Origin of the sequence: Herbaspirillum sp. SJZ107 (genome assembly GCF_006715485.1) — a bacterium.
Classification (GTDB): Bacteria; Pseudomonadota; Gammaproteobacteria; order Burkholderiales; family Burkholderiaceae_D; genus Telluria.
In genome coordinates, this window is sequence record NZ_VFNH01000002.1 from 1,744,940 (window position 1) to 1,767,879 (window position 22,940).

General features: G+C 64.4%; 18 protein-coding genes and 6 tRNA genes. 20 read left to right on the forward strand and 4 right to left on the reverse strand.

Features of this window, described 5'->3' with window-relative positions:
- Positions 1 to 123 precede the first annotated feature (123 nt).
- Together FBX97_RS17605 and FBX97_RS17610 are read left to right on the forward strand one after the other, a co-directional pair.
- The gene (locus FBX97_RS17605; RefSeq protein ID WP_141833976.1) at positions 124 to 1,584 is read left to right on the forward strand and encodes a DegQ family serine endoprotease; all 1,461 of its coding nucleotides are present in this window, start codon (positions 124 to 126) and stop codon (positions 1,582 to 1,584) included.
- A 17-nt stretch (positions 1,585 to 1,601) separates the two neighbouring features.
- Positions 1,602 to 1,946, forward strand: coding sequence for a glutaredoxin family protein (locus FBX97_RS17610; RefSeq protein WP_255517509.1), 345 nt, complete (start codon positions 1,602 to 1,604; stop codon positions 1,944 to 1,946).
- Between the two features lie 18 nt (positions 1,947 to 1,964).
- Here FBX97_RS17610 and FBX97_RS17615 read toward each other — a convergent pair whose 3' ends face one another.
- Positions 1,965 to 2,912 (reverse strand): hypothetical protein, encoded by a 948-nt coding sequence (locus FBX97_RS17615; RefSeq protein ID WP_141833979.1) that lies wholly within the window; start codon positions 2,910 to 2,912, stop codon positions 1,965 to 1,967.
- A gap of 358 nt (positions 2,913 to 3,270) precedes the next feature.
- On the opposite strand from FBX97_RS17615, the gene lepA reads away from it, so the two are divergent.
- The 18 genes from lepA to FBX97_RS17705 all read left to right on the forward strand — a co-directional run bounded on the left by lepA (position 3,271) and on the right by FBX97_RS17705 (position 19,573).
- On the forward strand, positions 3,271 to 5,064 hold the full coding sequence (lepA, locus tag FBX97_RS17620; protein ID WP_141833982.1) for a translation elongation factor 4: 1,794 nt from the start codon (positions 3,271 to 3,273) through the stop codon (positions 5,062 to 5,064).
- Positions 5,065 to 5,069: 5 nt separating this feature from the next.
- Positions 5,070 to 5,984: a signal peptidase I gene (lepB, locus tag FBX97_RS17625; protein ID WP_141833985.1), complete on the forward strand. Its 915-nt coding sequence runs from the start codon at positions 5,070 to 5,072 to the stop codon at positions 5,982 to 5,984.
- 15 nt (positions 5,985 to 5,999) lie between these two features.
- The gene (locus FBX97_RS17630) at positions 6,000 to 6,407 is read left to right on the forward strand and encodes a DUF4845 domain-containing protein (RefSeq protein ID WP_141833989.1); all 408 of its coding nucleotides are present in this window, start codon (positions 6,000 to 6,002) and stop codon (positions 6,405 to 6,407) included.
- Between the two features lie 60 nt (positions 6,408 to 6,467).
- A complete protein-coding gene (rnc, locus tag FBX97_RS17635; protein ID WP_141833992.1) occupies positions 6,468 to 7,274 on the forward strand; it encodes a ribonuclease III in 807 nt (268 codons plus the stop codon).
- A gap of 70 nt (positions 7,275 to 7,344) precedes the next feature.
- Positions 7,345 to 8,274, forward strand: a complete 930-nt coding sequence (gene era, locus FBX97_RS17640) for a GTPase Era (protein ID WP_141833995.1) — start codon at positions 7,345 to 7,347, stop codon at positions 8,272 to 8,274.
- A gap of 131 nt (positions 8,275 to 8,405) precedes the next feature.
- A complete protein-coding gene (gene recO, locus FBX97_RS17645) occupies positions 8,406 to 9,167 on the forward strand; it encodes a DNA repair protein RecO (RefSeq protein ID WP_141834650.1) in 762 nt (253 codons plus the stop codon).
- A 15-nt stretch (positions 9,168 to 9,182) separates the two neighbouring features.
- Positions 9,183 to 9,968 carry a pyridoxine 5'-phosphate synthase gene (gene pdxJ, locus FBX97_RS17650; protein WP_141833998.1) on the forward strand — a complete coding sequence of 262 codons (786 nt, stop codon included), beginning with the start codon at positions 9,183 to 9,185 and terminating at the stop codon, positions 9,966 to 9,968.
- Positions 9,969 to 9,982: 14 nt separating this feature from the next.
- Positions 9,983 to 10,393, forward strand: coding sequence for a holo-ACP synthase (acpS, locus tag FBX97_RS17655; protein WP_141834000.1), 411 nt, complete (start codon positions 9,983 to 9,985; stop codon positions 10,391 to 10,393).
- A 304-nt stretch (positions 10,394 to 10,697) separates the two neighbouring features.
- Positions 10,698 to 12,608, forward strand: coding sequence for an excinuclease ABC subunit UvrC (gene uvrC / locus FBX97_RS17660; RefSeq protein ID WP_141834653.1), 1,911 nt, complete (start codon positions 10,698 to 10,700; stop codon positions 12,606 to 12,608).
- A 114-nt stretch (positions 12,609 to 12,722) separates the two neighbouring features.
- A complete protein-coding gene (gene pgsA / locus FBX97_RS17665; protein ID WP_141834003.1) occupies positions 12,723 to 13,298 on the forward strand; it encodes a CDP-diacylglycerol--glycerol-3-phosphate 3-phosphatidyltransferase in 576 nt (191 codons plus the stop codon).
- 102 nt (positions 13,299 to 13,400) lie between these two features.
- Positions 13,401 to 13,476 (forward strand) — tRNA-Gly (locus FBX97_RS17670).
- Positions 13,477 to 13,575: 99 nt separating this feature from the next.
- Positions 13,576 to 13,651, forward strand: a tRNA-Gly gene (locus FBX97_RS17675).
- A 54-nt stretch (positions 13,652 to 13,705) separates the two neighbouring features.
- Positions 13,706 to 13,781 (forward strand) — tRNA-Gly (locus FBX97_RS17680).
- 31 nt (positions 13,782 to 13,812) lie between these two features.
- Positions 13,813 to 13,888 (forward strand) — tRNA-Gly (locus FBX97_RS17685).
- 40 nt (positions 13,889 to 13,928) lie between these two features.
- Positions 13,929 to 14,004, forward strand: a tRNA-Gly gene (locus FBX97_RS17690).
- A gap of 79 nt (positions 14,005 to 14,083) precedes the next feature.
- Positions 14,084 to 14,157 (forward strand) — tRNA-Cys (locus FBX97_RS17695).
- A 412-nt stretch (positions 14,158 to 14,569) separates the two neighbouring features.
- Positions 14,570 to 15,160 carry a TIGR01841 family phasin gene (phaP, locus tag FBX97_RS17700; RefSeq protein WP_141834006.1) on the forward strand — a complete coding sequence of 197 codons (591 nt, stop codon included), beginning with the start codon at positions 14,570 to 14,572 and terminating at the stop codon, positions 15,158 to 15,160.
- Positions 15,161 to 15,424: 264 nt separating this feature from the next.
- Positions 15,425 to 19,573: a chemotaxis protein CheB gene (locus FBX97_RS17705; RefSeq protein WP_141834009.1), complete on the forward strand. Its 4,149-nt coding sequence runs from the start codon at positions 15,425 to 15,427 to the stop codon at positions 19,571 to 19,573.
- Between the two features lie 27 nt (positions 19,574 to 19,600).
- On the opposite strand, the gene FBX97_RS17710 is transcribed toward FBX97_RS17705, so the two are convergent.
- From FBX97_RS17710 to FBX97_RS17720, 3 genes are all read right to left on the reverse strand, one after another.
- Positions 19,601 to 20,236, reverse strand: a complete 636-nt coding sequence (locus tag FBX97_RS17710) for a response regulator transcription factor (protein WP_141834012.1) — start codon at positions 20,234 to 20,236, stop codon at positions 19,601 to 19,603.
- Positions 20,237 to 20,369: 133 nt separating this feature from the next.
- Entirely contained in the window at positions 20,370 to 20,789 is a 420-nt protein-coding gene (locus tag FBX97_RS17715; RefSeq protein WP_141834015.1) for a hypothetical protein, read from the reverse strand.
- A gap of 9 nt (positions 20,790 to 20,798) precedes the next feature.
- Positions 20,799 to 22,865 (reverse strand): bifunctional diguanylate cyclase/phosphodiesterase, encoded by a 2,067-nt coding sequence (locus FBX97_RS17720; protein ID WP_141834018.1) that lies wholly within the window; start codon positions 22,863 to 22,865, stop codon positions 20,799 to 20,801.
- Between the last annotated feature and the right edge of the window lie 75 nt (positions 22,866 to 22,940).

Sequence of the window (22,940 nt, forward strand, 5' to 3'; positions counted from 1 at the left end):
ACACGCAAGCAGGGGGCGGCGTGCCCACAAGGCCCGGGCCGCCCCGGTTCGTGCCTGCGCGACAACTGTGCCTTTTTGTCATACCATTACGATCATTCCCATCTACCCACGTCGAATGACAATATGACAAGCAAAACTGCCAGCACGCTCCTGTCGGCCCTCCTGATCGCGGGCGCGGGATTCACGTCGCACCCGGCCCTGGCCGCCGCGCCCGTCACTGCCGCCGTCACCGGCCTGCCCGATTTCGCCGACCTGGTCGACAAGGTCGGTCCGGCCGTGGTCAACATCCGCACCACCGAACGCGTGCGCCAGGGCCAGGGCGCCGGCGGCGACGAGGAAATGCAGGAATTCCTGCGCCGCTTCTTCGGCGGCCAGATGGTGCCGCGTGGCGGTGGCAATAACCGGCGCGGCATGCCGCAGCAGGAAGAAGAGCAGGTGCAGCGTGGCGTCGGCTCAGGCTTCATCATCTCCGACGACGGCTATGTGCTGACCAATGCCCACGTGGTCGAAGGCGCCGACGAAGTCACGGTCACGCTGACCGACCGCCGCGAATTCAAGGCCAAGGTGCTGGGCGCCGACCGCCGCAGCGACGTCGCCGTGCTGAAGGTCGACGCGCGCAACCTGCCGAGCCTGCGCATGGGCGATTCCAACAAGATCCGCGTCGGCGAATGGGTGATCGCCATCGGCTCGCCGTTCAACCTGGAAAACACGGTCACGGCCGGCATCATCTCGGCCAAGCAGCGCGATACCGGCGAGTACCTGCCGTTGATCCAGAGCGACGTGGCAGTCAATCCGGGCAACTCGGGCGGCCCGCTGATCAACATGCGTGGCGAAGTGATCGGCATCAATTCGCAGATCGCGACCCTGTCCGGCGCCTACAACGGCATCTCGTTCGCGGTGCCGATCGACGAAGTGCTGCGTGTCACCGACCAGATCAAGAAGAGCGGCAAGGTCACGCGCGGGCGCCTGGGCGTGCAGATCAGCGAAGTCACGCGCGACGTCGCCGAATCGCTGGGCCTGGGCCGCGCGCGCGGCGCCGAGGTGGCGATGGTCGAGCCGGGCGGCCCGGCAGAAAAGGCCGGCGTGAAGGTCGGCGACATCATCCTGAAATTCAATGGCAAGGATATCGAGAAGAGTTCCGATCTGCCGCGCCAGGTCGGCGGCACCGCCGTCGGCAGCCGTGCCACCGTCACCGTGTGGCGCCGCGGCAGCCAGCTCGAGCTGCCGGTGAGCATCGTCGAACTGCAGGAAGAAAAGGCCCCAGGTGCACGCTCGACGCCGAAGAAGCCGACGCCGGAGCAAGCACCGAACGCGCTCGGCCTGCACGTGTCCGACCTGTCGGCTGCGCAAAAGCGCGAGCTCAAGATCGACGCCGGCGTGCTGGTCGAGTCTGCCGAAGGACGCGCGGCCTCGGCCGGGATCCAGCAGGGCGACCTGATCCTGCAGATCAATAACGCCGAAGTCACCAGCGCCGCCCAGTTCAACGGCCTGGTCGGCAAGCTCGATCCGAAGAAGCCGGTGGCGATCCTGGTGCGGCGCGACAATGCCTCGCAGTACCTGGTGATCAAGCCGCGCGCGCAGTAACAGAGGATCGATCCACGGTGACGCAACAGGGGCCGCATCCCAGCTCGCATTTCACCTTGTACTCGCGCAGTTATTGCCACCTGTGCGAGGACATGCTTGCGGCCCTGCGCGCCTTCATGGCGCGCAGCGGCCTGCCGTTGCACGTCGACGTGGTCGATGTTGACACTGATCCGCAACTAACCGACATATTCGACGAACTCGTGCCGGTGCTGTATGCGGGCGTTGCCAGGCTCGACGGCGCAGAACAGTCGGCGGGTGCGGCAGGGGAGGCGGCGGAGGTAGGACCAGCCGGGCAGGAAATCTGCCATTACTTCCTCGATGAAGCCGCGCTGCAGCGCTACCTGGCGCAGCATCACGGCTGACGCCGAGCCACGACCGGCTTACGCCGCCAGCCTGTACCCGCTGCCGGCGTCACGCAGCATGGCTTCCATGAATGCCCGCTTCCCGGCACTGCGTCCGCTTGCCCAGAAACTGTCCAGCCAGGCCTGCGGCGTGCCATCCAGATCCACCCGCAGCACGTAGGGCCGCCCCAGCATCTCGCTGTGCACATAGCTGGCGAAACATTCCGCAAAATCATCGTAGGGATTGGTCGCGCCGTACAGGCTGGGGAAATCGCTGCACTCCAGGCCGCTGTAGGCGGTGACGATGGCGTCGGCAAACAATTGATTGTTGCCATAAAAATCGACCACGCCACGCAATTCGAAGTCGGCGCGCGGCACGAAGCGGCCGGACGGCGAGATGACCCAGCTCAGGTCCAGGTAAGCATAGCGCCTGTCTGCAGGCACCGGCTCCCACCAGCGCGGCAGGAAATCGCCTTCTGCGCTCAAGACGTGGCCGAATTCGTGCAGCAGCAGGAACTGCAGCGCGTTCGCGCGCGTATCCTGGCCGGGCGCGGCAATGGTCGCGGCCAGCGAATAGCCGGCGCCGGTCGCGAAGGGCAGGTTTTCCTTCCACGTCGCCCAGCTATTGGCGCTGTGCGCTTCCAGCAGGTCGAGGTCGAGCAGCACCACGCAGCCGAGGGGGCGGCCCTTGGCATCGGCGACGACGTCGGTGATGCCGGACGAGCCCAGCCCACGGCCCAGGCAGACGCCGAGAAGCAGCGGGTCGACCAGCGCGCGCACCGCGTCGGGCATGCCCAGCAGCGCCTCGCGCAGGTCGGCGCGCATGCGCTCGTCAGGCAGCACCGCCGCCGGCACGGCTGCCACGCCGGTGGCAAGGTTCACCTGGTGCACGAAGTCGCGCACCTCGGCCGGCAACGGCAGGATGCGCTCGTGGAAGGGCTGGGCCTGGCGAGCGGTCCATTGCTGCGGTTGGGCGGTGAAGATCATGGTGCGTACGGGAGGGGTGGCGATGCTCCTTTAACGACGCGACCGATAAATACTTGACGGCTGGCAAGTAATTTCATGAACGTCGACGGCGCACGCACGCATGCCGCCAAAGATCATCCGCCGGGAAACCGGGCTTTCTGACCCGAAATCCGGTAAAATGGGCAGCTTCGTAATATGTCCCCGTGATGTCAGTGTGGTATCTGCAGTGCCGTTCGCAGATATTCGGGATCAAGCGCCACGCTAAAGCGCTCGTCCGGGATGGCCGCAAGGCCTCCGGTGCGGCGCTTTTTTCGCTTTTTCCGCACGCGCGCCGGGGACGCCGGCAGTTTGCCGCTCTTATTGGTTTTGAGTTCTGTTAATGAAAAACATACGTAATTTTTCCATCATCGCCCACATCGACCACGGTAAATCGACCCTGGCGGACCGCATCATCCAGCTCTGCGGCGGCCTGTCGGAACGTGAGATGGACGCGCAGGTGCTCGACTCGATGGACCTGGAGCGCGAGCGCGGCATCACCATCAAGGCCCAGACCGCGGCGCTGCAATACAAGGCGCGCGACGGCCAGGTCTACAACCTGAACCTGATCGACACCCCGGGCCACGTCGACTTCTCGTATGAAGTGTCGCGCTCGCTGTCCGCCTGCGAAGGCGCGCTGCTGGTGGTCGACGCGTCGCAGGGCGTGGAGGCGCAGACGGTCGCCAATTGCTATACCGCGCTCGACCTGGGCGTGGAAGTGGTGCCGATCCTGAACAAGATCGACCTGCCGCACGCCGACCCGGACAATGCCAAGAAGGAAATCGAGGACGTCATCGGCATCGACGCCAGCGACGCCACCGTGTGCTCGGCCAAGACCGGCCTGGGCGTCGAAGACGTGCTGGAAACCCTGATCGCGAAAGTGCCGCCGCCGGAAGGCGATCCGGACGCGCCGCTGCAGGCGCTGATCGTCGACTCCTGGTACGACCCCTACGTGGGCGTCGTGATGCTGGTGCGCGTGGTCAACGGCACCCTGCGTCCGAAGGACAAGATCCTGCTGATGGCGACCGAGTCGGTGAACCTGGTGGAAAACATCGGTGTCTTCACGCCGCGTTCGGTCTCGCTGCCGGAATTGAAGGCCGGGCAGGTGGGGTTCATCATTGCCGGCATCAAGGAACTGACGGCCGCCAAGGTAGGCGACACCGTCACCCTGGCCAACAAGCCGGCCCCGGCGCCGCTGCCGGGCTTCAAGGAAGTCCAGCCGCAGGTGTTCGCCGGCCTGTTCCCGGTGGAAGCCAACCAGTACGACGCGCTGCGCGACTCGCTCGAAAAGCTGAAGCTGAACGACGCTGCCCTGATGTACGAACCGGAAGTGTCGCAGGCGCTGGGCTTCGGCTTCCGCTGCGGCTTCCTCGGCCTGCTGCACATGGAAATCGTGCAGGAACGCCTCGAGCGCGAATTCGACATGGACCTGATCACCACGGCACCGACCGTGGTCTACGAAGTCGAGATGCGCGACGGCTCCATCGTGCGCGTCGACAACCCGTCGAAGATGCCGGAACCCTCGAAGATCAACGAAGTGCGCGAGCCGATCGTCGACGTCAATTTGTACATGCCGCAGGAATATGTGGGCGCGGTGATGACGCTGTGTAACGGCAAGCGCGGCGTGCAGATGGACATGGCCTACCACGGGCGCCAGGTCAAGCTGCACTACGAGATCCCGATGGCGGAAATCGTGCTCGACTTCTTCGACCGCCTGAAGTCGACCTCGCGCGGCTATGCCTCGATGGACTACGAGTTCAAGGAAAACCGTGCCGCCGACGTGGTGAAGGTCGACATGCTGATCAACAGCGAGAAGGTCGATGCGCTGGCGATCATCGTGCACCGTGCCAACGCGCCTTACCGCGGACGCCAGGTGGCGGCCAAGATGCGCGAACTGATCCCGCGCCAGATGTTCGACGTGGCGATCCAGGCGGCAATCGGCGCCACCATCATCTCGCGCGAAAACGTCAAGGCGCTGCGCAAGAACGTGCTGGCCAAGTGCTACGGCGGCGACGTCTCGCGCAAGAAGAAACTGCTGGAAAAGCAGAAGGCCGGTAAGAAACGCATGAAGCAGGTGGGCTCGGTGGAGATCCCGCAAGAAGCCTTCCTGGCCATCCTCCAAGTGGAAGAAAAATAATACACATGAACATGCAATTGATTCTCGGGAATTTTGCGCTGATCCTGTTCGTCCTGATGGTCGTCACGGGCGTCATCTGGTGCCTCGACGTTTTCGTGCTGTCGAAGCAGCGCCGGGCCCGTGCCGACGCTGCGCTGGCCGAATACGATGCGCGCAATGCCAAGCTGACCGCGGACGGCATCAAGGTCGACAACGGCAACCGCGCGGCGCTGGAAGCCACGATCCTGCGCCAGCCGACCTGGGTCGAGTACTCGGGCAGCTTCTTCCCCGTGATCGCCTTGGTGTTCTTTCTGCGCTCTTTCCTGTTCGAGCCGTTCAAGATCCCGTCGTCGTCGATGGTGCCGACCCTGCTGGTCGGCGACCTAATCCTGGTGAACAAGTTCGACTACGGCATCCGGCTGCCGGTGCTGAACAAGAAGGTCGTCGACGTCGGCAACCCGCAGCGCGGCGACGTCATGGTCTTCAAGTATCCGAAGGACATGAGCCAGGATTACATCAAGCGCGTCATCGGCGTGCCCGGTGATAAAATCACTTACGAGAACAAGCGCCTGACCGTCAACGGCGTGCCGGTCCAGTACGAGCCGATGGACGACTACCTCGAAGACGAGACCGTGGTCTACCAGAAGCAGTTCCGGGAAAAGCTGCCGAACACGACGCACCGCATCCTGAACACGGAAGCGGCGCGCACGTTCAACGCCGGCGCCGTGGAGGAGTTCCCCCATCGCGAGAATTGCACCTATACCTACGATAAATTTACCTGTATCGTACCTGAGGGCAATTATTTCATGATGGGCGATAACCGCGACAACAGCTCGGACAGCCGCTACTGGGGCTTCGTCCCCGACAAGAATATCGTCGGCAAGGCTGTGTTTATCTGGATGAACTTCGGTAACCTGAAGCGCATCGGCGGTATCCACTAACCTCGGGGAACGCGGATGCGTGGGCAAGCTAAACATTACCGGATCAACGCCGAGCGCGGCGTGTCGCTGTCCGGCCTGATCGTCGTCCTGGTCGTGCTCGGCGCCGTGGCGCTGGTGGCGATCAAGACGGCGCCGGCCGTGATCGAGTACCGCGCCGTGAAGCAGTCGGTCGCCAGGGCCAAGGCCAGCGGCGGCAGCAACCGCGAGATCCAGCAAGCGTTCGACAAGAATGCGGACGTCAACAGCATCGACGCCATCCAGGGCCGCGACCTGGTGATCAGCCGCGAGGGCGGGACGCCGGAAGTCAGCTTCCGCTACGAAAAGCGGGTACCGCTGGCGGGCAACGTCAGCCTGCTGTTCGATTTTTCCGGCACGACCGACCCGAGCGGCGTGGTCGCCGAGACGGCAACGGCTGCCAAGTAATATAGGCACAGGCAGGTGCGGTGGATGGGCGCCGTACGGCCCAACCAAAACGATATGACAATGAATCTTCAGTTATTGCAAACGCGCCTGGCCTACACGTTCCGGGATCCGGGCCTGCTACAGCAGGCGCTGACCCACCGTAGCCACAGCATTCTGCATAACGAGCGTCTCGAATTCCTCGGCGACTCCGTCCTCAACTGCGTGGTCGCCTCGATCCTGTACGAGCGCTTCAACGGCTTGCCCGAGGGCGACCTGTCGCGCCTGCGCGCCAACCTGGTCAAGCAGCAGTCGCTGTTCGAGATCGCCCAGAAGCTGGAACTCTCGAATTTCCTGCGCCTCGGCGAGGGCGAACTCAAGTCCGGCGGGTTCCGCCGCCCCTCGATCCTGGCCGATACGCTGGAAGCGCTGCTGGGCGCGATCTTCCTCGACAGCGGCTTCGACGCCGCGCGCGACGTGATCCGCGCCTTTTATATTCCGCTGCTGGACTCGGTCGACCCGCGCACCCTGGGCAAGGATGCCAAGACCCTGCTGCAGGAGTTTTTGCAGAGCAAGAAGATTTCGCTGCCGACGTATAACGTGGTGGCCACCCACGGCGCCGCCCACAGCCAGGAATTCGAGATCGAGTGCCTGGTGCCCAAGCTCGGCATCCAGGTGTTCGGCCGTGGCGGCAGCCGCCGCGCCGGCGAGCAGGCCGCGGCGCGGCTGGCGCTGGAAGTGGCCGAGCAGGCCGTGCAGAAAGGGCCAGGCGGCATGCGCAAGGCCCGCCAGCGCTCGGCGCAGCTGAAGCTGGCCGGGATCGGCACCGAACAAAGCGCCGACCAGACCGAGATGTCGATGCAGTCAGACGACAGCCAGTCGCGCCAATAAGCGCACCGGGCCGCCCGAACCCGGGCGCATCGCAAGAACAACGCAGCAACAGGACGCAAGCCTACTATATATGGATACCACCCCCGTCGATACCAACGCCCCGGATCAAGCCGTGCCCGAGCATTTCAAGTGCGGCTACATCGCCATCGTCGGCCGCCCCAACGTCGGCAAGTCGACGCTGATGAACGTGCTGATCGGTGCCAAGGTATCGATCACCTCGCGCAAGGCGCAAACCACGCGCCACCGCATCACCGGCATCCAGACCAAGGACGACGCCCAGTTCATCTACGTCGATACCCCGGGCTTCCAGACCCGCCACGCCAACGCGCTGAACAAGACGCTGAACAAGACCGTCTCGAACACGCTGACCGCCAGCGACGCGATCCTGTTCCTGGTCGAAGCCGGCACCTTCGGCCCGGCCGACCAGCAGGTGCTGGACCTGCTGCCGAAGAACGTGCCGGTGATCCTGGTCATCAACAAATCCGACCGCATGAAGGACAAGGCCGCGCTGATGCCATTCGCCCAAAAGGTCGCGGCGCTGCGCGATTTCACGGCCATCGTGCCGGTGTCGGCCAAGCTGCGCTTCCAGGTCGATGCGCTGGAAGGCGAGATCAAGCGCCACCTGCCGGAAAACCCGCCGATCTTCGGGCCGGACGACATCACCGACCGCAGCGAGAAATTTTTGGCGGCCGAGATCGTGCGCGAAAAAGTGTTCCGCCTGGTGGGCGACGAGCTGCCTTACACCAGCACCGTGCTGATCGAGCAATTCATCCAGGAAGGCAACCTGCGCCGCGTGTTCGCCGCCATCCTGGTCGAGCGCGATACCCACAAGGCGATGCTCATCGGTAACAAGGGAGCGCGCCTGAAAGAGATTTCGACGCAATCGCGCCTGGACATGGAAAAGCTGTTCGGCGGACCGGTCTACCTCGAGATCTGGGTCAAGGTCAAATCCGGCTGGGCCGATAACGAAGCCGGCCTGCGCGCCTACGGCTACGAATAAAGGGTATCCTGTCGCGCATGCCCGCCCAGGACGATGATCTCCCCAGCAGCGCACTCAGCGTACAGGAAACGCGCACCCCGTACGAGGTGACGCCCCTGCCGGCGGATGCGCTCGCGCCTGCCTCTCCAACGATGCCGAAACCGGTTCCGGCCCCCAAGCCGGCGCGCCGCGTGGCCGGCCGCGACGGCAAGGTGCTCGGCCAGCCCGGTTTCGTGCTGCACAGCTATCCCTATAAAGAAACCAGCCTGATCGTCGACATGTTCACGCGCGACTTCGGGCGCATCGGCGTGGTGGCGAAGGGCGCCAAGCGGCCGCTGTCCAAGCTGCGCGGGGTGCTGCAGACCTTCCAGCCGCTTTCCATTTCGTTTTCCGGCAAGTCCGAGCTGCGCACGCTGATCGACGCCGAATGGGTCGGCGGCATGCTGCCGCTGGAAAAGACCGCTCTGCTGTGCGGCTTCTATCTGAACGAATTGCTGGTGAAATTGCTGGCGCGCGACGACCCGCATCCGAAGCTGTTCGACCATTACGTGGCCACGCTCAACGAGCTGGCGCACGGCGAACCGGCACAAATCGCCTTGCGAAAATTCGAACGGGCCTTACTTAAGGAGACTGGCGTCGCTGCCGACCTCACGCGCTGCTCCAGCACGCGCACGCGGGTGGAGGCGGACGGCCAGTATGTGGTCGATCCGGAGCGCGGCGCGCGCACGGCGCTGGCCTCGGACACCTGGCCGGCGGTGTCCGGCAAGACCCTGATCGACATGGAGCGCGAAGATTACGGGGACCCGCAGACGCAGGCGCAGAGCAAGCAGCTGATGCGCTTCCTGCTGGCCTACCACCTGGGGGGCGCGCCGCTGAATACGCGCCAGATATTGATCGATCTAATGCAGCTTTAAACAAGAAAACCAACCATGAGCTTCCTGCACCCAACCGGCTCGGTCATCGACCTGGGCGTCAACATCGACCACATCGCCACCGTGCGCAATGCGCGCGGCACGCCGTATCCGGACCCGCTGCGCGCCGCGCTGCTGGCCGAGCAGGCCGGCGCCGACCTGATCACGCTGCACCTGCGCGAAGACCGCCGCCACATCAAGGATGCCGACGTGATCGCGATCCGCCCCGAGCTGACCACGCGCATGAACCTGGAAGCCGCGGTGACGCCGGAAATGATCGACTTCGCCTGCCGCGTGCGTCCGCAGGATGTGTGCCTGGTGCCGGAACGGCGCGAGGAAGTCACCACCGAAGGCGGCCTCGACGTGATCCGCTTCTACAAGGAGATCGAATCCGCGATCGCCCAGCTGAAAGGCGAGGGCATCCGCGTGTCGCTGTTCATCGACGCCGACGCCGAGCAGATCGCCGCTGCAGCTGCAGTAGGGGCCCCGGTGATCGAGCTGCACACCGGCCGCTATGCCGAAGCCGAGGACCAGGACGAGCTGGCGCTCGAACTCGAGCGCATCAAGGGCGGCGTGCGCGCCGGCGTCAAGCACGGCCTGCGCGTGAACGCCGGCCACGGCCTGCACTACACCAACGTGCAGCCGATCGCCGCGATTTCGGAAATCCACGAGCTCAACATCGGCCACGCGATCGTCGCCCATGCGCTGTTCGCCGGCTGGGAGCATGCGGTGCGCGAGATGAAGGCGATCATGGTCGATGCGCGCCTGGGGCTGGCGATCGGCAAGCGCCAGCCAGAGAACTGAGCGGGGACGATGCGATGATCTACGGCATCGGTACCGACATCGTCCAGATCTCGCGCGTCGAGGCGGCACTCGCGCGCAGCGGCCAGCGCTTCGCCGAAAAGATCCTCGGACTCCAGGAACTCGACAAATACCATGCCCGCCGCGCCAAGAACGAGGTACGCGGGCTGCGCTTCCTGGCCACCCGCTTTTCGGCCAAGGAAGCGTTCTCGAAAGCGATCGGGCTGGGCATGCGCATGCCCATGACCTGGCGCTCGGCCCAGATGCTCAACGCCCCGAGCGGCAAGCCGGTCATCGTCTGCAGCGGCGCGCTCGAGGAATTCATGCGCACCCACCGGCTCACGGCCCAGGTGACGATCAGCGACGAAGCCGATTACGGCGTCGCCTTCGTCATCGTGACGCAGGCGCCGCCCGAACCTATCAAGTGAAACACAAGTGATCCAGGACGACCAAGTTCCCGTTCAGCCCGACCCGCAGCAACCCGACATGCCAGCGGCGGCCACGCCGGCCGCCCCGCCCGAGGCTGCGCCCACGACCGAGGTGCGCGACAGCGCTGCGGCTGCCCAATCCGCCGCCGACGCCTACGCGCAAGCCGTGCAGGACAAGGTCGCGACCCTGGCCGCGGCTTCCAAGCGCAAGCACACCAAACGCCAGCCGAAAACCGCCCAGCCGGAACCGGGCGAATTGCCGGCGCCGAATCCCGGCCGCACCCGCCCCGACACCTGGCAGGCGATGAAGGAAGAGCTGAACGCGACCATCACCCGCGATGCCTCCTCACTAGTGAAACCTAGTGAGGAGGCACGCGACCTTGTGCTGGCCACCGTCGCCAAGCTGCCCGGCCTGCCGGGCGTGTACCGCTATTTCGACGCCGAAGACAAGGTCCTGTACGTCGGCAAGGCGCGCAACCTGAAAAACCGCGTGTCGAGCTATTTCCAGAAGAACCTGTCGAGCCCGCGCATCGCGATGATGGTGTCGCAGATCGCGCGCCTGGAGACCACGGTCACCAGCAGCGAAGCCGAAGCGCTGATCCTGGAAAACAACCTGATCAAGACGCTCAAGCCGCGCTACAACATCCTGTTCCGCGACGACAAGAGCTATCCCTACCTGAAGCTGACCGGCGGCGACTATCCGCGCATGGCGTATTACCGCGGCGCGCTGGACAAGAAGAACCAGTACTTCGGGCCTTTCCCGAGCGCCTGGGCGGTCAAGGAATCGATGCAGCTGCTGCAGAAGGTGTTCATGCTGCGCACCTGCGAGGACAGCGTCTTCAGCAACCGCACGCGTCCCTGCCTGCTGCACCAGATCGGCCGCTGCAGCGGACCGTGCGTCGACCTGGTCTCGCAGGAAGACTACAAGCGCGACGTCGACAACGCCGCGAAATTCCTGCGCGGACGCCAGACCGAGGTGCTGGACGAACTGCAGGCCAAGATGATCGGCTATGCCGAGAACCTGAAGTTCGAGCAGGCCGCCAGCGTGCGCAACCAGATCCAGGCGCTGTCGCGCGTGCTGCACGCGCAAAGCATGGAAACGGTGGGCGACGCCGACGTCGACATCATCGCCGTGGTGGTGCAGGGCGGCCGCGCCTGCGTCAACCTGGCCATGGTGCGCGGCGGCCGCCACCTGGGCGACCGCGCCTACTTCCCGACCCACGTCGGCGATTCGATCGAGGTCGACGACGCCATCGGCGACACCTCGATCGAAGTCGAGGTGCTGGCCGCCTTCCTGGCCCAGCACTACGCCGACAAGTTCATTCCCGGCATCCTGATCCTGAATATCGACTTCGAGATGCCGGAGCTGATCGTCGCGCTGACCGAGCAGTGCGGCCACCGCATCAGCCTGGTGTTCCAGCCGCAGGGCCAGCGCCGCCAGTGGCTCGAGATGGCCTGCAAGGGTGCCGAGATCTCGCTGGCGCGCCTGCTGTCGGAGCAAGGCTCGCAGCAGGCGCGCACGCGCGCGCTGGCCGACGCGCTGGGCCTCGACAGCGAGGACCTGGACAGCCTGCGCATCGAATGCTTCGACATCAGCCACACCGCCGGCGAAGCGACCCAGGCCTCGTGCGTGGTGTTCCACCACCACCAGATGCAGAACGGCGAATACCGCCGCTACAACATCAACGACATCACCCCGGGCGACGACTACGCGGCGATGCGCCAGGTGCTGATGCGGCGCTACGAGAAGGTGGCCGGCGGCGAGGGCGTGATGCCGGACATCGCGCTGATCGACGGCGGCAAGGGCCAGGTCGAGATGGCGCGCCAGGTCTTCACCGAACTGGGGCTGGACGTCAGCAACATCGTCGGCGTGGCCAAAGGCGAGGGCCGCCGCGTCGGCCTGGAAACCCTGATCTTCGCCGATGGCCGCGACCCGCAGGAGCTGGGCAAGGAATCGGCCGCCCTGATGCTGGTCGCGATGATCCGCGACGAAGCGCACCGCTTCGCCATCACCGGCATGCGCGCCAAGCGCGCCAAGGCGCGCCAGGCCTCGCGCCTGGAAGAGATCGAGGGCATCGGCGCCAAGCGCCGCCAGAAGCTGCTGGCGCGCTTCGGCGGCCTGCGCGGCGTGATCGACGCCAGTATCGAAGACCTGATGTCGGTGGAAGGGATCTCGAGCACGCTGGCGGAAGAGATCTACCGCCAGCTGCACTGAGCTCAACTGGTTTAAAAGGCAAGAGCCATGTAGACTAGCGGGCGCCTTCCAATGCAGATTGGAAAGCACCCGCGTATTGACGCAACCAGCTCCAGCACACGACCCGACTCTCACATGCCTTTTAACATCCCGATTCTCCTGACCTGGTTACGCGTTGCACTCATTCCCCTGGTCGTCGGCGTCTATTTCCTGCCCGAGCACTGGCTGCCGCTCGCCGACCGCAACCTGGCCGCCACCCTGGTGTTCATCGTGGCCGCCATCACCGACTGGTTCGACGGCTACCTGGCGCGGCGCTGGAACCAGACCTCGGCCTTCGGCGCCTTCCTGGATCCGGTCGCGGATAAATTGATGGTGACCGGCGCGCTGCTGGTGCTGGTACAGCTGGCCCGCGTCGACGCCATCATCGCCTTCGTCATCATCGGCCGCGAGATCACCATCTCGGCGCTGCGCGAGTGGATGGCCGAGATCGGTGCGCGCAAGTCGGTGGCGGTCAGCTCGCTGGGCAAGATCAAGACCGCGGCGCAGATGGTCGCGATCCCGATGCTGCTCTTCCATGACGAGCTGGTCGGCATCGACATGCACATCGCGGGCCTGATCCTGCTGTGGGTTGCCGGCGTGCTGACGGTGTGGTCGATGTTCTACTACCTGCGCCGTGCCTGGCCGCTGATCCGCGAAAAGTCAGGCGTCTAGGAAAGTGAAATGAGCTTTCTACCAAGTCATCCTTGACACATAGCTCAGCATCTCTATAATGCCTGCCTGTTGCGACGACATCGACGCAGCAAACGAAACGAAGCGGGAGTAGCTCAGTTGGTAGAGCGCAACCTTGCCAAGGTTGAGGTCGAGAGTTCGAGACTCTTCTCCCGCTCCAGAGTTTGCCGGTCGGATGTAACAGCAGTATGAAGCGCGTTGTCTTGGAAGTTAGTCAAATATCTGAGATAATTGCAAACTCGGTTGTAAACGAGACGATGCGGGAGTAGCTCAGTTGGTAGAGCGCAACCTTGCCAAGGTTGAGGTCGAGAGTTCGAGACTCTTCTCCCGCTCCAGTTCAAGCTGGAGCACGTCGTAGCGGTAGTGGCAGTAAGGCAGTAAAACTCCATGCGGGAGTAGCTCAGTTGGTAGAGCGCAACCTTGCCAAGGTTGAGGTCGAGAGTTCGAGACTCTTCTCCCGCTCCAAAGTTTTGCAGCGAATGTGTTGGACTCCTAAGCGGGAGTAGCTCAGTTGGTAGAGCGCAACCTTGCCAAGGTTGAGGTCGAGAGTTCGAGACTCTTCTCCCGCTCCAAATGGTTCTTCGCAGCTGGTCGTATCGGTAGTAACTCCACGCGGGAGTAGCTCAGTTGGTAGAGCGCAACCTTGCCAAGGTTGAGGTCGAGAGTTCGAGACTCTTCTCCCGCTCCAGATTTCAGAGAAGGCTTCCCTTCTCGTGTTGATGTGGTTCGATAACCCGCCATGTCAGCATCGTCGGCAGTTCACCTCGGGCGAGGTAGCAAAGCGGTTATGCAGCGGCCTGCAAAGCCGTCTAGACGGGTTCGACTCCCGTCCTCGCCTCCATCCCATCTTCATTCCAGCACTCGCTTTTGAGTTCAAGTACGGTATTCCTTTCTGGTTCGGATGCGCGTCAGCTTTTTGTACCTGCCTCGAGCGTTCTTATTTCATTCTGACCGTTCTAGACGCTGGCCTGCCGCAAGTGCTTGAGGTGTTCGATTACCGATAGACCTCGCAGCCATTCAAATAAATTTCCTTTGAAATTATTGCTGGCTTCCAATCCACGAAAATACTTTTTCGAATCGGCCGCATACACTCGGAAAAGAGCGCATAGTGTGACGGTCATAAGCGATCTTCGGTGATCGTCCCGCTCAGAGTCAGCAATTGCTGCTCTGCCATTACCGTCAGGCATATATCAACGTAGCACTTGCCTGGCGTGTCCGCAGCTCAAAGTCTTGTCACCTTTTAAAGGTACCTCATGTATCCATACCCGCAATCCGTCAATCCGGCCGTGCGCTCGCATCTCGATGCGCAAGCCGCGTTCTTCAACGAGTTGTCCCAGACGATGGCGCGTTCCGTCCAGCAGGTCTTCCAACTCAACCTGCAACTGGGCCAGACGCTGCTCGAGGAAGCCACTCATGTCGGCCAGCGCATGCTGACCATGGAACGTCCGGCGGAGGCCATGTCGGCGGCCGCATCGAGCGCGCAGCCGGCCACCGCAAAACTGCGCGCCTACCAGCAGCAACTGACGCAGCTTGCCGCCGATACCCAGGTCGACCTGACCCGGGTGACCGAACAACATGTGCAGGATACGTCCCGCACTGCGCGCACGCTGGCGGACGAAGTGACACGCGTTGCTGCCGAAGAAACCGACAAGGGCATGCGCCAGCAAGAAGACGCCATCAAGAATTTCCGCGATCCGTTCCAGCAGGACGCTGCGCGCGCCGCCAAGGCCGGCAGCCAGCCCCGCGGCAACCTGCAAAGCGCGGGGGACGGGGCTAGCAAGGGCAGCATGCAGGGCGCGCAAGCCCAGCAGCCCACCGACAGGAACCCAGGCCAGCAACGCTGATCTTCCTTCCTATCATGGCCCTCGAGGCCATGTGCGGCGGCAAGGCCACGCGGTCTTGCCGCCGCTTTCTTACGCCATGTGGCGCGCCTGGCCGGTGGATGCCGCCGATCTGGATGCGTCACGGCTGCCCACCGTAGGCGGCCAGCCCCGGTACCGTCATGGCCTTCCTGTTCGATAGCGGCAAAACGATATATCCTGTCAACGAATTGCCTCGAAAGCGCAATCCGCGCAACAGGCTGCCACAAGACAGACGACCTGACACTCATGAGCGACAACGAACAGCATGTGCTGGACCATTTTCCATCCGATCCCGGGGTTGTGCCCAGCACGCTTGACTTTCCCGTGGTGGGTATCGGCGCCTCAGCGGGCGGCATCGTTGCGTTGCAGCGTTTCCTGACGGAGCTGCCCAGCAGCACGGGCATGGCCTTCGTCATCGTGCTGCACCTGGCACCGGACCAGGACAGTGCCATGGCGGCGATCCTGCAACTGCGCACCAGGATGCCAGTGATGCAGGTGACCGGCACCGTTGGCATCGAGCGCGACCATGTGTACGTCATTCCGCCCAAGCAGGACCTCGTCATGAACGACAGCGCCCTGCATATCGTCCCGGCGGCGCGCACCAGGGGCGTCCGTACCGCCATCGACAAGTTCTTCCGCGCCCTGGCAGAAGTGCACCGGGAGCGCGCTGTCGGCGTCATCCTGTCGGGCGCTGGTTCCGATGGCGCGGTCGGCATCGCCCGCATCAAGGAGATGGGTGGCGTGACCATGGCTCAGGCGCCGGACGACGCCGAACACGCGGGCATGCCGCAGAGCGCGATCGCGACCGGAACGGTCGACTTCGTGCTGCCGGTGGTCGAGATGCCGCAGAAGCTCATCGAACTCGCACGTAACACGCGCATGATCGTGCTGCCCAAGGCGGGCGAACTCAGCCTGGCCATCGGCCATGGTAGGAGCGTGGATGACGACGAGCACGAGCAGGCACTGCGCGATATCCTGACCATCATTCTCCAGCGTACCGGGCACGATTTCCGGCAGTACAAGCGCGCCACGATCCTGCGCCGCATCGAGCGCCGCCTGCAGGTCGCGATGCTGCCCGACGTACGGCATTACCGTAACCTGGTCGAGACCGATCCCAACGAGGTGTTTGCGCTGCTGCAGGACCTGCTCATCAGCGTCACGAATTTCTTCCGCGACCGCGAGGCATTCGAGGCCCTCGAGCGCGATGTCATTCCCCGGATTTTCCAGGCCACGCCGGCCGACGAGCAGATCCGCAGCTGGACGCTCGGTTGCGCGACCGGCGAGGAGGCGTATTCGGTGGCGATGCTGCTGGCCGACCAGAATGCGCTGCAGCCTGCCGGCGGTGCGCGTTCGCTGCAGGTGTTCGCTTCGGACATCGATGCGCGCGCGCTCGCGGTTGCGCGCGCAGGCATGTATTCCAAGTCGATTGTCACCGACCTGCCGCCCGCCCGCCTGCGCCGCTATTTCGAAATGCGTGGCGAGCACTACTGCATTAAACGCGAACTGCGGGATACCGTGCTGTTCGCGATCCACAACGTGCTGCGCGACCCACCCTTTTCGCGGGTGCACCTGTTGACCTGCCGTAACCTGCTGATCTACCTTGACCGCGATGTCCAGCGCAAGGTGTTCGAGATGATGCATTATGCGCTGCAGCCGGATGGCTTCCTGTTCCTCGGGAATGCCGAGTCGGCCGACTCGGTCCCGCATCTGTTCACCGCGGTCGACAAGCGCAATCGCATCTACCAGCCGGTCAAGAGCCGCGTCAACAAGTACATCACGCCAATGACGACACCTGGCACCATTTTTCCGGTCGCGGCCGCGCCGGCGGCGGCGCCCGTCGCCGAACGCAAGGAGCGCCCCGTCCAGCGGATCTACCTGGAGCTCATCCAGGATATCGCGCCGCCCAGCATCATGGTCGACGAGCACAACGACGTCGTGTACGCGAGCCGGTCCGCCGTCCGTTTCATGCGGCCTCTGGCCGGCGAGCCGACGCAGCAGGTGCTGGATCTCGTGCATCCCGACCTGCAGCTCGAACTGCGTGCAGCGCTGTTCCAGGCCAACAAGACCGGACAGGTCGTCGAGGCCGGTGAAATTCCCGTGAGACTCGACACCGAGACGGTCGGCCTGCATCTGAAGGTGCGACCGGACCGGCGGCAGGACGGCGGCAGCGGCATGAGCATGCTCCTGTTCGAGGCAAGGGAAATCCAGGACGACGCGCTCACGGCGCGTGCGAATGTCGCCGAACTCTCGATCGCGCGCCACCTGGAAGATGAGTTACGCAATACGAAGGAGCAGCTGCGCGGCCTGATCGACCAGTACGAGGCGACCATGGGCGACCTCAAGGCGTCGAACGAGGAACTCCAGGCGGTCAACGAGGAATTGCGTTCGGCAATGGAAGAACTCGAGACCAGCAAGGAAGAACTGCAGTCGGTCAACGAAGAGCTGTTGACAGTGAACCTCGAATTGAAGAGCAAGATCGACGAGACGACGAAGTCGAACGACGACCTGCAGAACTTCCTGGCTGCGACCGAGATTTCGACGATCTTCGTCGACCGCCAGTTCCGCATCAAGCGCTACAGCAAGCCGACCGACAAGCTGTTCAACCTGATCAGCAGCGATATCGGGCGCCCGCTGGCCGACATCACGCACCGCCTGGCGTATCCGGACCTGTTGGCCGATATCGAGGATGCGGTCGAGCACCTGCGGTCGACGGAACGCGAAGTGCGCAGCATCGACGGTGGCTGGTATCTTGCGCGCTTGCTGCCGTATCGTACTTCGGCGGACAAGATCGACGGCGTGGTCGTGACTTTCGTGAACATCAGCCAGCGCAAGGCGGCCGAGCAGCAACTGCTGGCCAGCGAACAGCGCATGCGCCTCATCGCCGCCAGCACGCAGGACTATGCGATCGCCACTCTCGACCAGCAGGGGATCGTCACCAGCTGGAACTTCGGCGCCGAGCGCGTCTTTGGTTACCCCGAGTCCGAGATGCTGGGCCGGTCCATTGATACGCTGCTGCCGCCCGAGGAACGCAGCCAAGGCCTGGCCGAGGCCGAGCTGCAGCGCGCGCTCGACGACGGACGGGTGGAGCGCGAGCGCTGGCTGTTGCGCAAGGACGGGGCCGAAGTATTTTGCAGCGACATCACCACGCTCTTGCAGGATGACCGGGTGCGCGGCTTCGTCAAGATCGCGCGCGACCTGACCGGCTCCAAGCGCATGCTCGAGCAGCAGACCGCCCAGCTGGAATGGGAAAAGCACGAACGCTCGCGCGCGGAACATGCTGCGCGTGCGCGCGATCATTTCCTGCTCGTGCTGTCCCACGAGGTGAAAGGGCCGCTGAACCAGATCCAGCTGGCCAGCGAAACCCTGCAACAGCTGTCCGGAACGGGCGACGCCGATACCCTCGCGCGCGCAGCCGCGACCATCAAGGACGCGATCCAGACCCAGGTCCGCATGATCGATGACGCGACCGACCTCACACGCCTGCGCACGGGCAGGCTGAGCATCGAGCGCGGCAGCGTCGACATGCGCGATGCGCTGCAGCAAGCGGTGGACATCATGCGGCCGAGCGCGGCGCAGCACGAGGTCACGATCACAACCGAGCTATCCGCCAACGCCCTGATCCATGGCGACGCCATTCGCATCCGGCAACTGGCCTGGAACCTGTTGCGCAATGCGATCACGCGCTCCGTGCCTGGCAGCACGGTGGCGCTGCGCTTGTCGACCGAAGGCATGCTGGTCTGCGTGGAAGTGCAGGACTCGGGCATCGGCTTTGCGCCCGCCCGTCTGCGTGACGTGTTCGAATCGTCCAGGAGCGGTGCGCTGCGGCACACCGCTGCCGCGGACATCGCCGTGCTCGGCCTGACGCTGGTGAAGGAGCTGGCGACCGGTCATGGCGGCTGGCTCGAGGTCGAGTCGGCCGACGGCGTGCCGGGGGCGCGTTTTCGGGTCTATCTGCCGCGCGTGGTGGCGGGCACGCCGGCGCCCGCGGCCGGCCAGGACCGGCCTTCCGTGCTGCAGGGCAGGCGTATCTTGTTGATCCAGGGCGACGGCCGCACATTGACATCCATGTCGAATCTGCTGGCACACGAACAGGCTGTCGTCAGCGGAGCGGGCACCGCGAGTGAGGCCCTGCAGGTCGCCAGCGAAGCCGCGACGCCGTTCGACCTGGTGTTGACGGATGTGATCTTGCCGGACATGAGCGGCCTGGAATTATTGAGCCTGTTGCGCCAGCAGCCGGGTTATGCTCAGGTGCCGGCCATCGCAATGGGAGGGCAGTTGCGCGACGGCGAGCTCGCGGCCTTGCGTTCGGCCGGTTTCGCGCGGCACCTCGGTACACCGTTTTCGCTGGCATGCCTGAACGACGCCATTGCGCAGCTCGCGCCGCATGGCCGCTGAGCGGCGCTGTCGGGCAGGGTATCCCGGTCAGGCGTCCAGCAGGTGATGCTCGATCCCATACTGCACCAGCTGGGATACCGTGCTCATGCCCATTTTCTCCAGCAGTCTCGCCTTGTACGTGCTTACTGTCTTGACCGAAATATCCATCCTGGCCGCCATCTGTTTGATGCTGTTCCCGGCCAGCAAGCAAGCGAATACCTCGCGTTCACGATCGGACAGGGCGGCATACGGCAGCGGCGCGTCGCTGAACTGCGATTCGATGACCAATTCGTCCGCCACCGCCGGATCGACGAATGGCCGGCCCAGGGCCACGCAGTGAATGGCTGTGATCAACTGCTCGGATGATGCCGACTTGTTGAGGAAACCACGGGCGCCCGCACGGAAGGCCGCGGCGGCATGGGTTCCGACATCGTATAGCGTCAACACCAGGATCGGGATCGAGGGTGCCTCGTGCTTCAGATGGCGGATCAATTCGATACCGCCGCGGCCAGGTAGTGACAGCTCGACCACCAGCACGTCGACACCGCCGTTACGCGCCAGCGCGATCGCCTCGAAGCCGTCGGTCGCCTCTGCCGCCACCGCGATGGTCGGGACCGCGCCCAGGATATGTTGCAGCCCTTCTCGCAGCAGCGCATGGCTATCGGCGATGAGGATCCGGATCATGGTCGCGACACTCGTCTGGATTGGATCGGAATGTGCACGTGATTTGTAAAGTTGGTAGAAGTCTCGGTAACATATCACGTCCGGCGCCAGCGCGGGTGCGGTTGCCCGCGATCGCCCTCGCACATGGCCGCCCTCATTCCGCCCCGGCCGCACCGGCGCTGCGCGCCAGGTGGCGGCTTATCCTGGCGAGCGCATGGATGAAGCCGTCGTCGATCTGGAAATGCAGCAGGCCGGATTCGTTCGATACCTGGTAGTTCTCCAGGAACGTTCCGGTCGTGAAGCCGCGCCACGAGGGCATGCGCCAGCTTGCCTGCACCATGTCGTCGAGTGCGTCCGCCATCGCGTCGGGGCCGGGCGCGTTGCGGCCGGTCGAGGCGTGTTCGATGCCGAGCAGCTCCATCAATTCGGACGTCGGCATCATGGTCGGCTCGCCGCGCAGCGCGATGGGATTGAGCAGGACCAGGCCCGCCAGCAGGTCGGTACTCCGGTTCGTCAGCCGGGCGTCTTCCGCCAGCAGGCGCAGTGCCCGGATGTGGTATTCGTTGGGGACCATGGGGTTCTCCTAGTGCGGCATGAGGCGTTCGAACGCGGCGGCGCTGACCGGAGGGCTGTAGAGAAAGCCTTGGCCCAGCCGGCAGCCGGCGTCCATCAGGTAGTTTGCTTCGTCCGTGGTTTCGATCCCCTCGGCGATCGTCGGCAAGCCGAGGTTTCCGGCAATCGACAGCACCGCGCGCAACAGCGCCTGGCGGCGCGGGCTTGCCGTGGCGATGCCGTGCACGAAGCTGCGATCCACTTTCAACAGGTCGACCGGAATATCGGCGAGATAGCTCAGGTTCGAGTAGCCGGTGCCGAAGTCGTCGATGGCAAGCGACATGCCGATCTCTCGCAACCGGTGCAGGATGTCGACGGCGCTGGCGACGTCGCGCATCAGGGTCGACTCGGTCAGTTCGATCTGCACGGTCGCGGGCGGGATGCCGAACTGCGTCAGGCAGTCCTCGAGATGCCCGATGAAGCCGGTCTGGCGCAGCTCCAGCGCCGAGACGTTGACGGCGATCGGCCCGGTGTCCAGGCCGCTGTCCTGCCAGGCGCGCGCCTGGCGCATGGCTTCGCGCATCACCCAGCGGCCCAGGTCCACGATCAGGCCGGATTGCTCGGCGCACCGTACCACGTCGGCGGGCGAGAAGCGTGTCCAGTCCGGATGCCGCCAGCGCAGCAGGGATTCGCATCCGCGGATCGCGCCGTCGGCCAGGCATACCTTGGGCTGGTAGAACAGTTCCAGGCCGCCGGCATCGAGCGCCAGCCTGAGTGCGTTCTCCAGTGCCCGCCTTTCGCTCACGCTGTCGAGCATCCGGTCCTGGAACATCCGGTAAGTATTGCGGCCCGCCGCCTTGGCCGCGTGCAGCGCCGTGTCGGCATGCTGCAGCAGCGTGTCCGCGGCGTGGCCATGCTCGGGATGCAGCGCGATACCGACGCTGCAGCCAACCAGCATGGTTTCGCCGTCGATCACGTGCGGCCGCGCCACGGTTTCCAGGATGCGCTGTGCGGCACCGGCCGATTCGGCCGCATTCGTCCCCGGCGCCATCAGGACCAGGAATTCGTCGCCGCCCTGGCGGCTGACCATGTCGATCGAGCGGCAGCATGTGCGCAGGCGCGCCGCGACCGATGTCAGCAGCCGGTCGCCAGCCGCATGGCCAAGGGTATCGTTGATCCACTTGAAATTGTCGAGATCCAGGTACATCACGGCCAGGCTCCAGCCATGCATGGTCGCCTGGTGCAGGATCCCGGCCAGGTGCAACTGCGCGGCGAAACGGTTCGGCAATCCGGTCAGGAAGTCGTGCCTGGCCAGGTAATCGACCTGGGACTGGAGCTGGTGCGCGGCGGTAATGTCATGGAACACCATGACCGCACCGTCGAGCTTACCGTCGGGGCGAACGATTGGCGAGGTCGAGTCGGCGATCATGATTTCGCTGCCGTCCGCGCACACCAACACCACGCCCGGCGGCAGCCTGGCGACGTGCTTCTCGCTCAGCACGCGCGCGATCGGATGCTCGACGGCCGCCAGCGTCCCGGCGTCGTGCAGCGTCATCACGTCGACCAGGCGCGCGCCCAGCATCTCGTTGCGTCCACGCAGGGTCAGGTGGCAGGCCGCATCGTTGCAATAGCCGATCGTGCCCGCGGCGTCGGTTGTGATGACGGCATCGGCCATCGCCGCCAGCACGATGTCGCCGCCGCTGCGGTCGCGCGCGCGGGCACGGACGCGTTCGATGACAGCGGCGAAGCGGGCCAGCGTGTCGAGCCGCGAATCGGTGGACAGCATCACGTCGTCTGCCAGGCCGCTGGTGAGCGCCTCGCGCGCGCTGGCGATGCCGATGGCGTCGCCGACGATCACGACCGGCACGTGGTCGAAGCCCGCTACCTCGGCCGGCGGCGTGGCGTGGCGCGCGCCGTCGGCCGCAGCCGGTACCAGCAAGAGCAGATCGAGCGCCGACGGCGTGCGCCTGGCTTCGTCCAGTGTGGACGCGAAGCGTAACGCAACGCCAGTCGGGTCGCCGGCCATGGGTTCGAACAAGAGCGTCAGGCGTGCGCGCTCGCCGGCGTCGGACGTTACGACAAGTGTACGGATATGCATGGTGATTCCTCCCGCGGCGGCGGTCCGTCGCCGGTACACGGTACCACGTCGCGGGCGCAGGCGGCGGTGCGGACG

Bases quoted from the DNA above. Each gene is read 5' to 3' on its own strand.
- recO (WP_141834650.1), top strand. From the start codon at position 8,406: ATGCCGAAACCGGTTCCGGCCCCCAAGCCGGCGCGCCGCGTGGCCGGC.
- FBX97_RS17630 (WP_141833989.1), top strand. From the start codon at position 6,000: ATGCGTGGGCAAGCTAAACATTACCGGATCAACGCCGAGCGCGGCGTG.
- phaP (WP_141834006.1), top strand. From the start codon at position 14,570: ATGTATCCATACCCGCAATCCGTCAATCCGGCCGTGCGCTCGCATCTC.
- pgsA (WP_141834003.1), top strand. From the start codon at position 12,723: ATGCCTTTTAACATCCCGATTCTCCTGACCTGGTTACGCGTTGCACTC.
- FBX97_RS17605 (WP_141833976.1), top strand. From the start codon at position 124: ATGACAAGCAAAACTGCCAGCACGCTCCTGTCGGCCCTCCTGATCGCG.
- pdxJ (WP_141833998.1), top strand. From the start codon at position 9,183: ATGAGCTTCCTGCACCCAACCGGCTCGGTCATCGACCTGGGCGTCAAC.
- FBX97_RS17715 (WP_141834015.1), bottom strand. From the start codon at position 20,789: ATGGTCCCCAACGAATACCACATCCGGGCACTGCGCCTGCTGGCGGAA.
- lepA (WP_141833982.1), top strand. From the start codon at position 3,271: ATGAAAAACATACGTAATTTTTCCATCATCGCCCACATCGACCACGGT.
- acpS (WP_141834000.1), top strand. From the start codon at position 9,983: ATGATCTACGGCATCGGTACCGACATCGTCCAGATCTCGCGCGTCGAG.
- FBX97_RS17710 (WP_141834012.1), bottom strand. From the start codon at position 20,236: ATGATCCGGATCCTCATCGCCGATAGCCATGCGCTGCTGCGAGAAGGG.
- FBX97_RS17705 (WP_141834009.1), top strand. From the start codon at position 15,425: ATGAGCGACAACGAACAGCATGTGCTGGACCATTTTCCATCCGATCCC.
- FBX97_RS17720 (WP_141834018.1), bottom strand. From the start codon at position 22,865: ATGCATATCCGTACACTTGTCGTAACGTCCGACGCCGGCGAGCGCGCA.
- uvrC (WP_141834653.1), top strand. From the start codon at position 10,698: ATGAAGGAAGAGCTGAACGCGACCATCACCCGCGATGCCTCCTCACTA.
- rnc (WP_141833992.1), top strand. From the start codon at position 6,468: ATGAATCTTCAGTTATTGCAAACGCGCCTGGCCTACACGTTCCGGGAT.
- FBX97_RS17615 (WP_141833979.1), bottom strand. From the start codon at position 2,912: ATGATCTTCACCGCCCAACCGCAGCAATGGACCGCTCGCCAGGCCCAG.
- lepB (WP_141833985.1), top strand. From the start codon at position 5,070: ATGAACATGCAATTGATTCTCGGGAATTTTGCGCTGATCCTGTTCGTC.
- era (WP_141833995.1), top strand. From the start codon at position 7,345: ATGGATACCACCCCCGTCGATACCAACGCCCCGGATCAAGCCGTGCCC.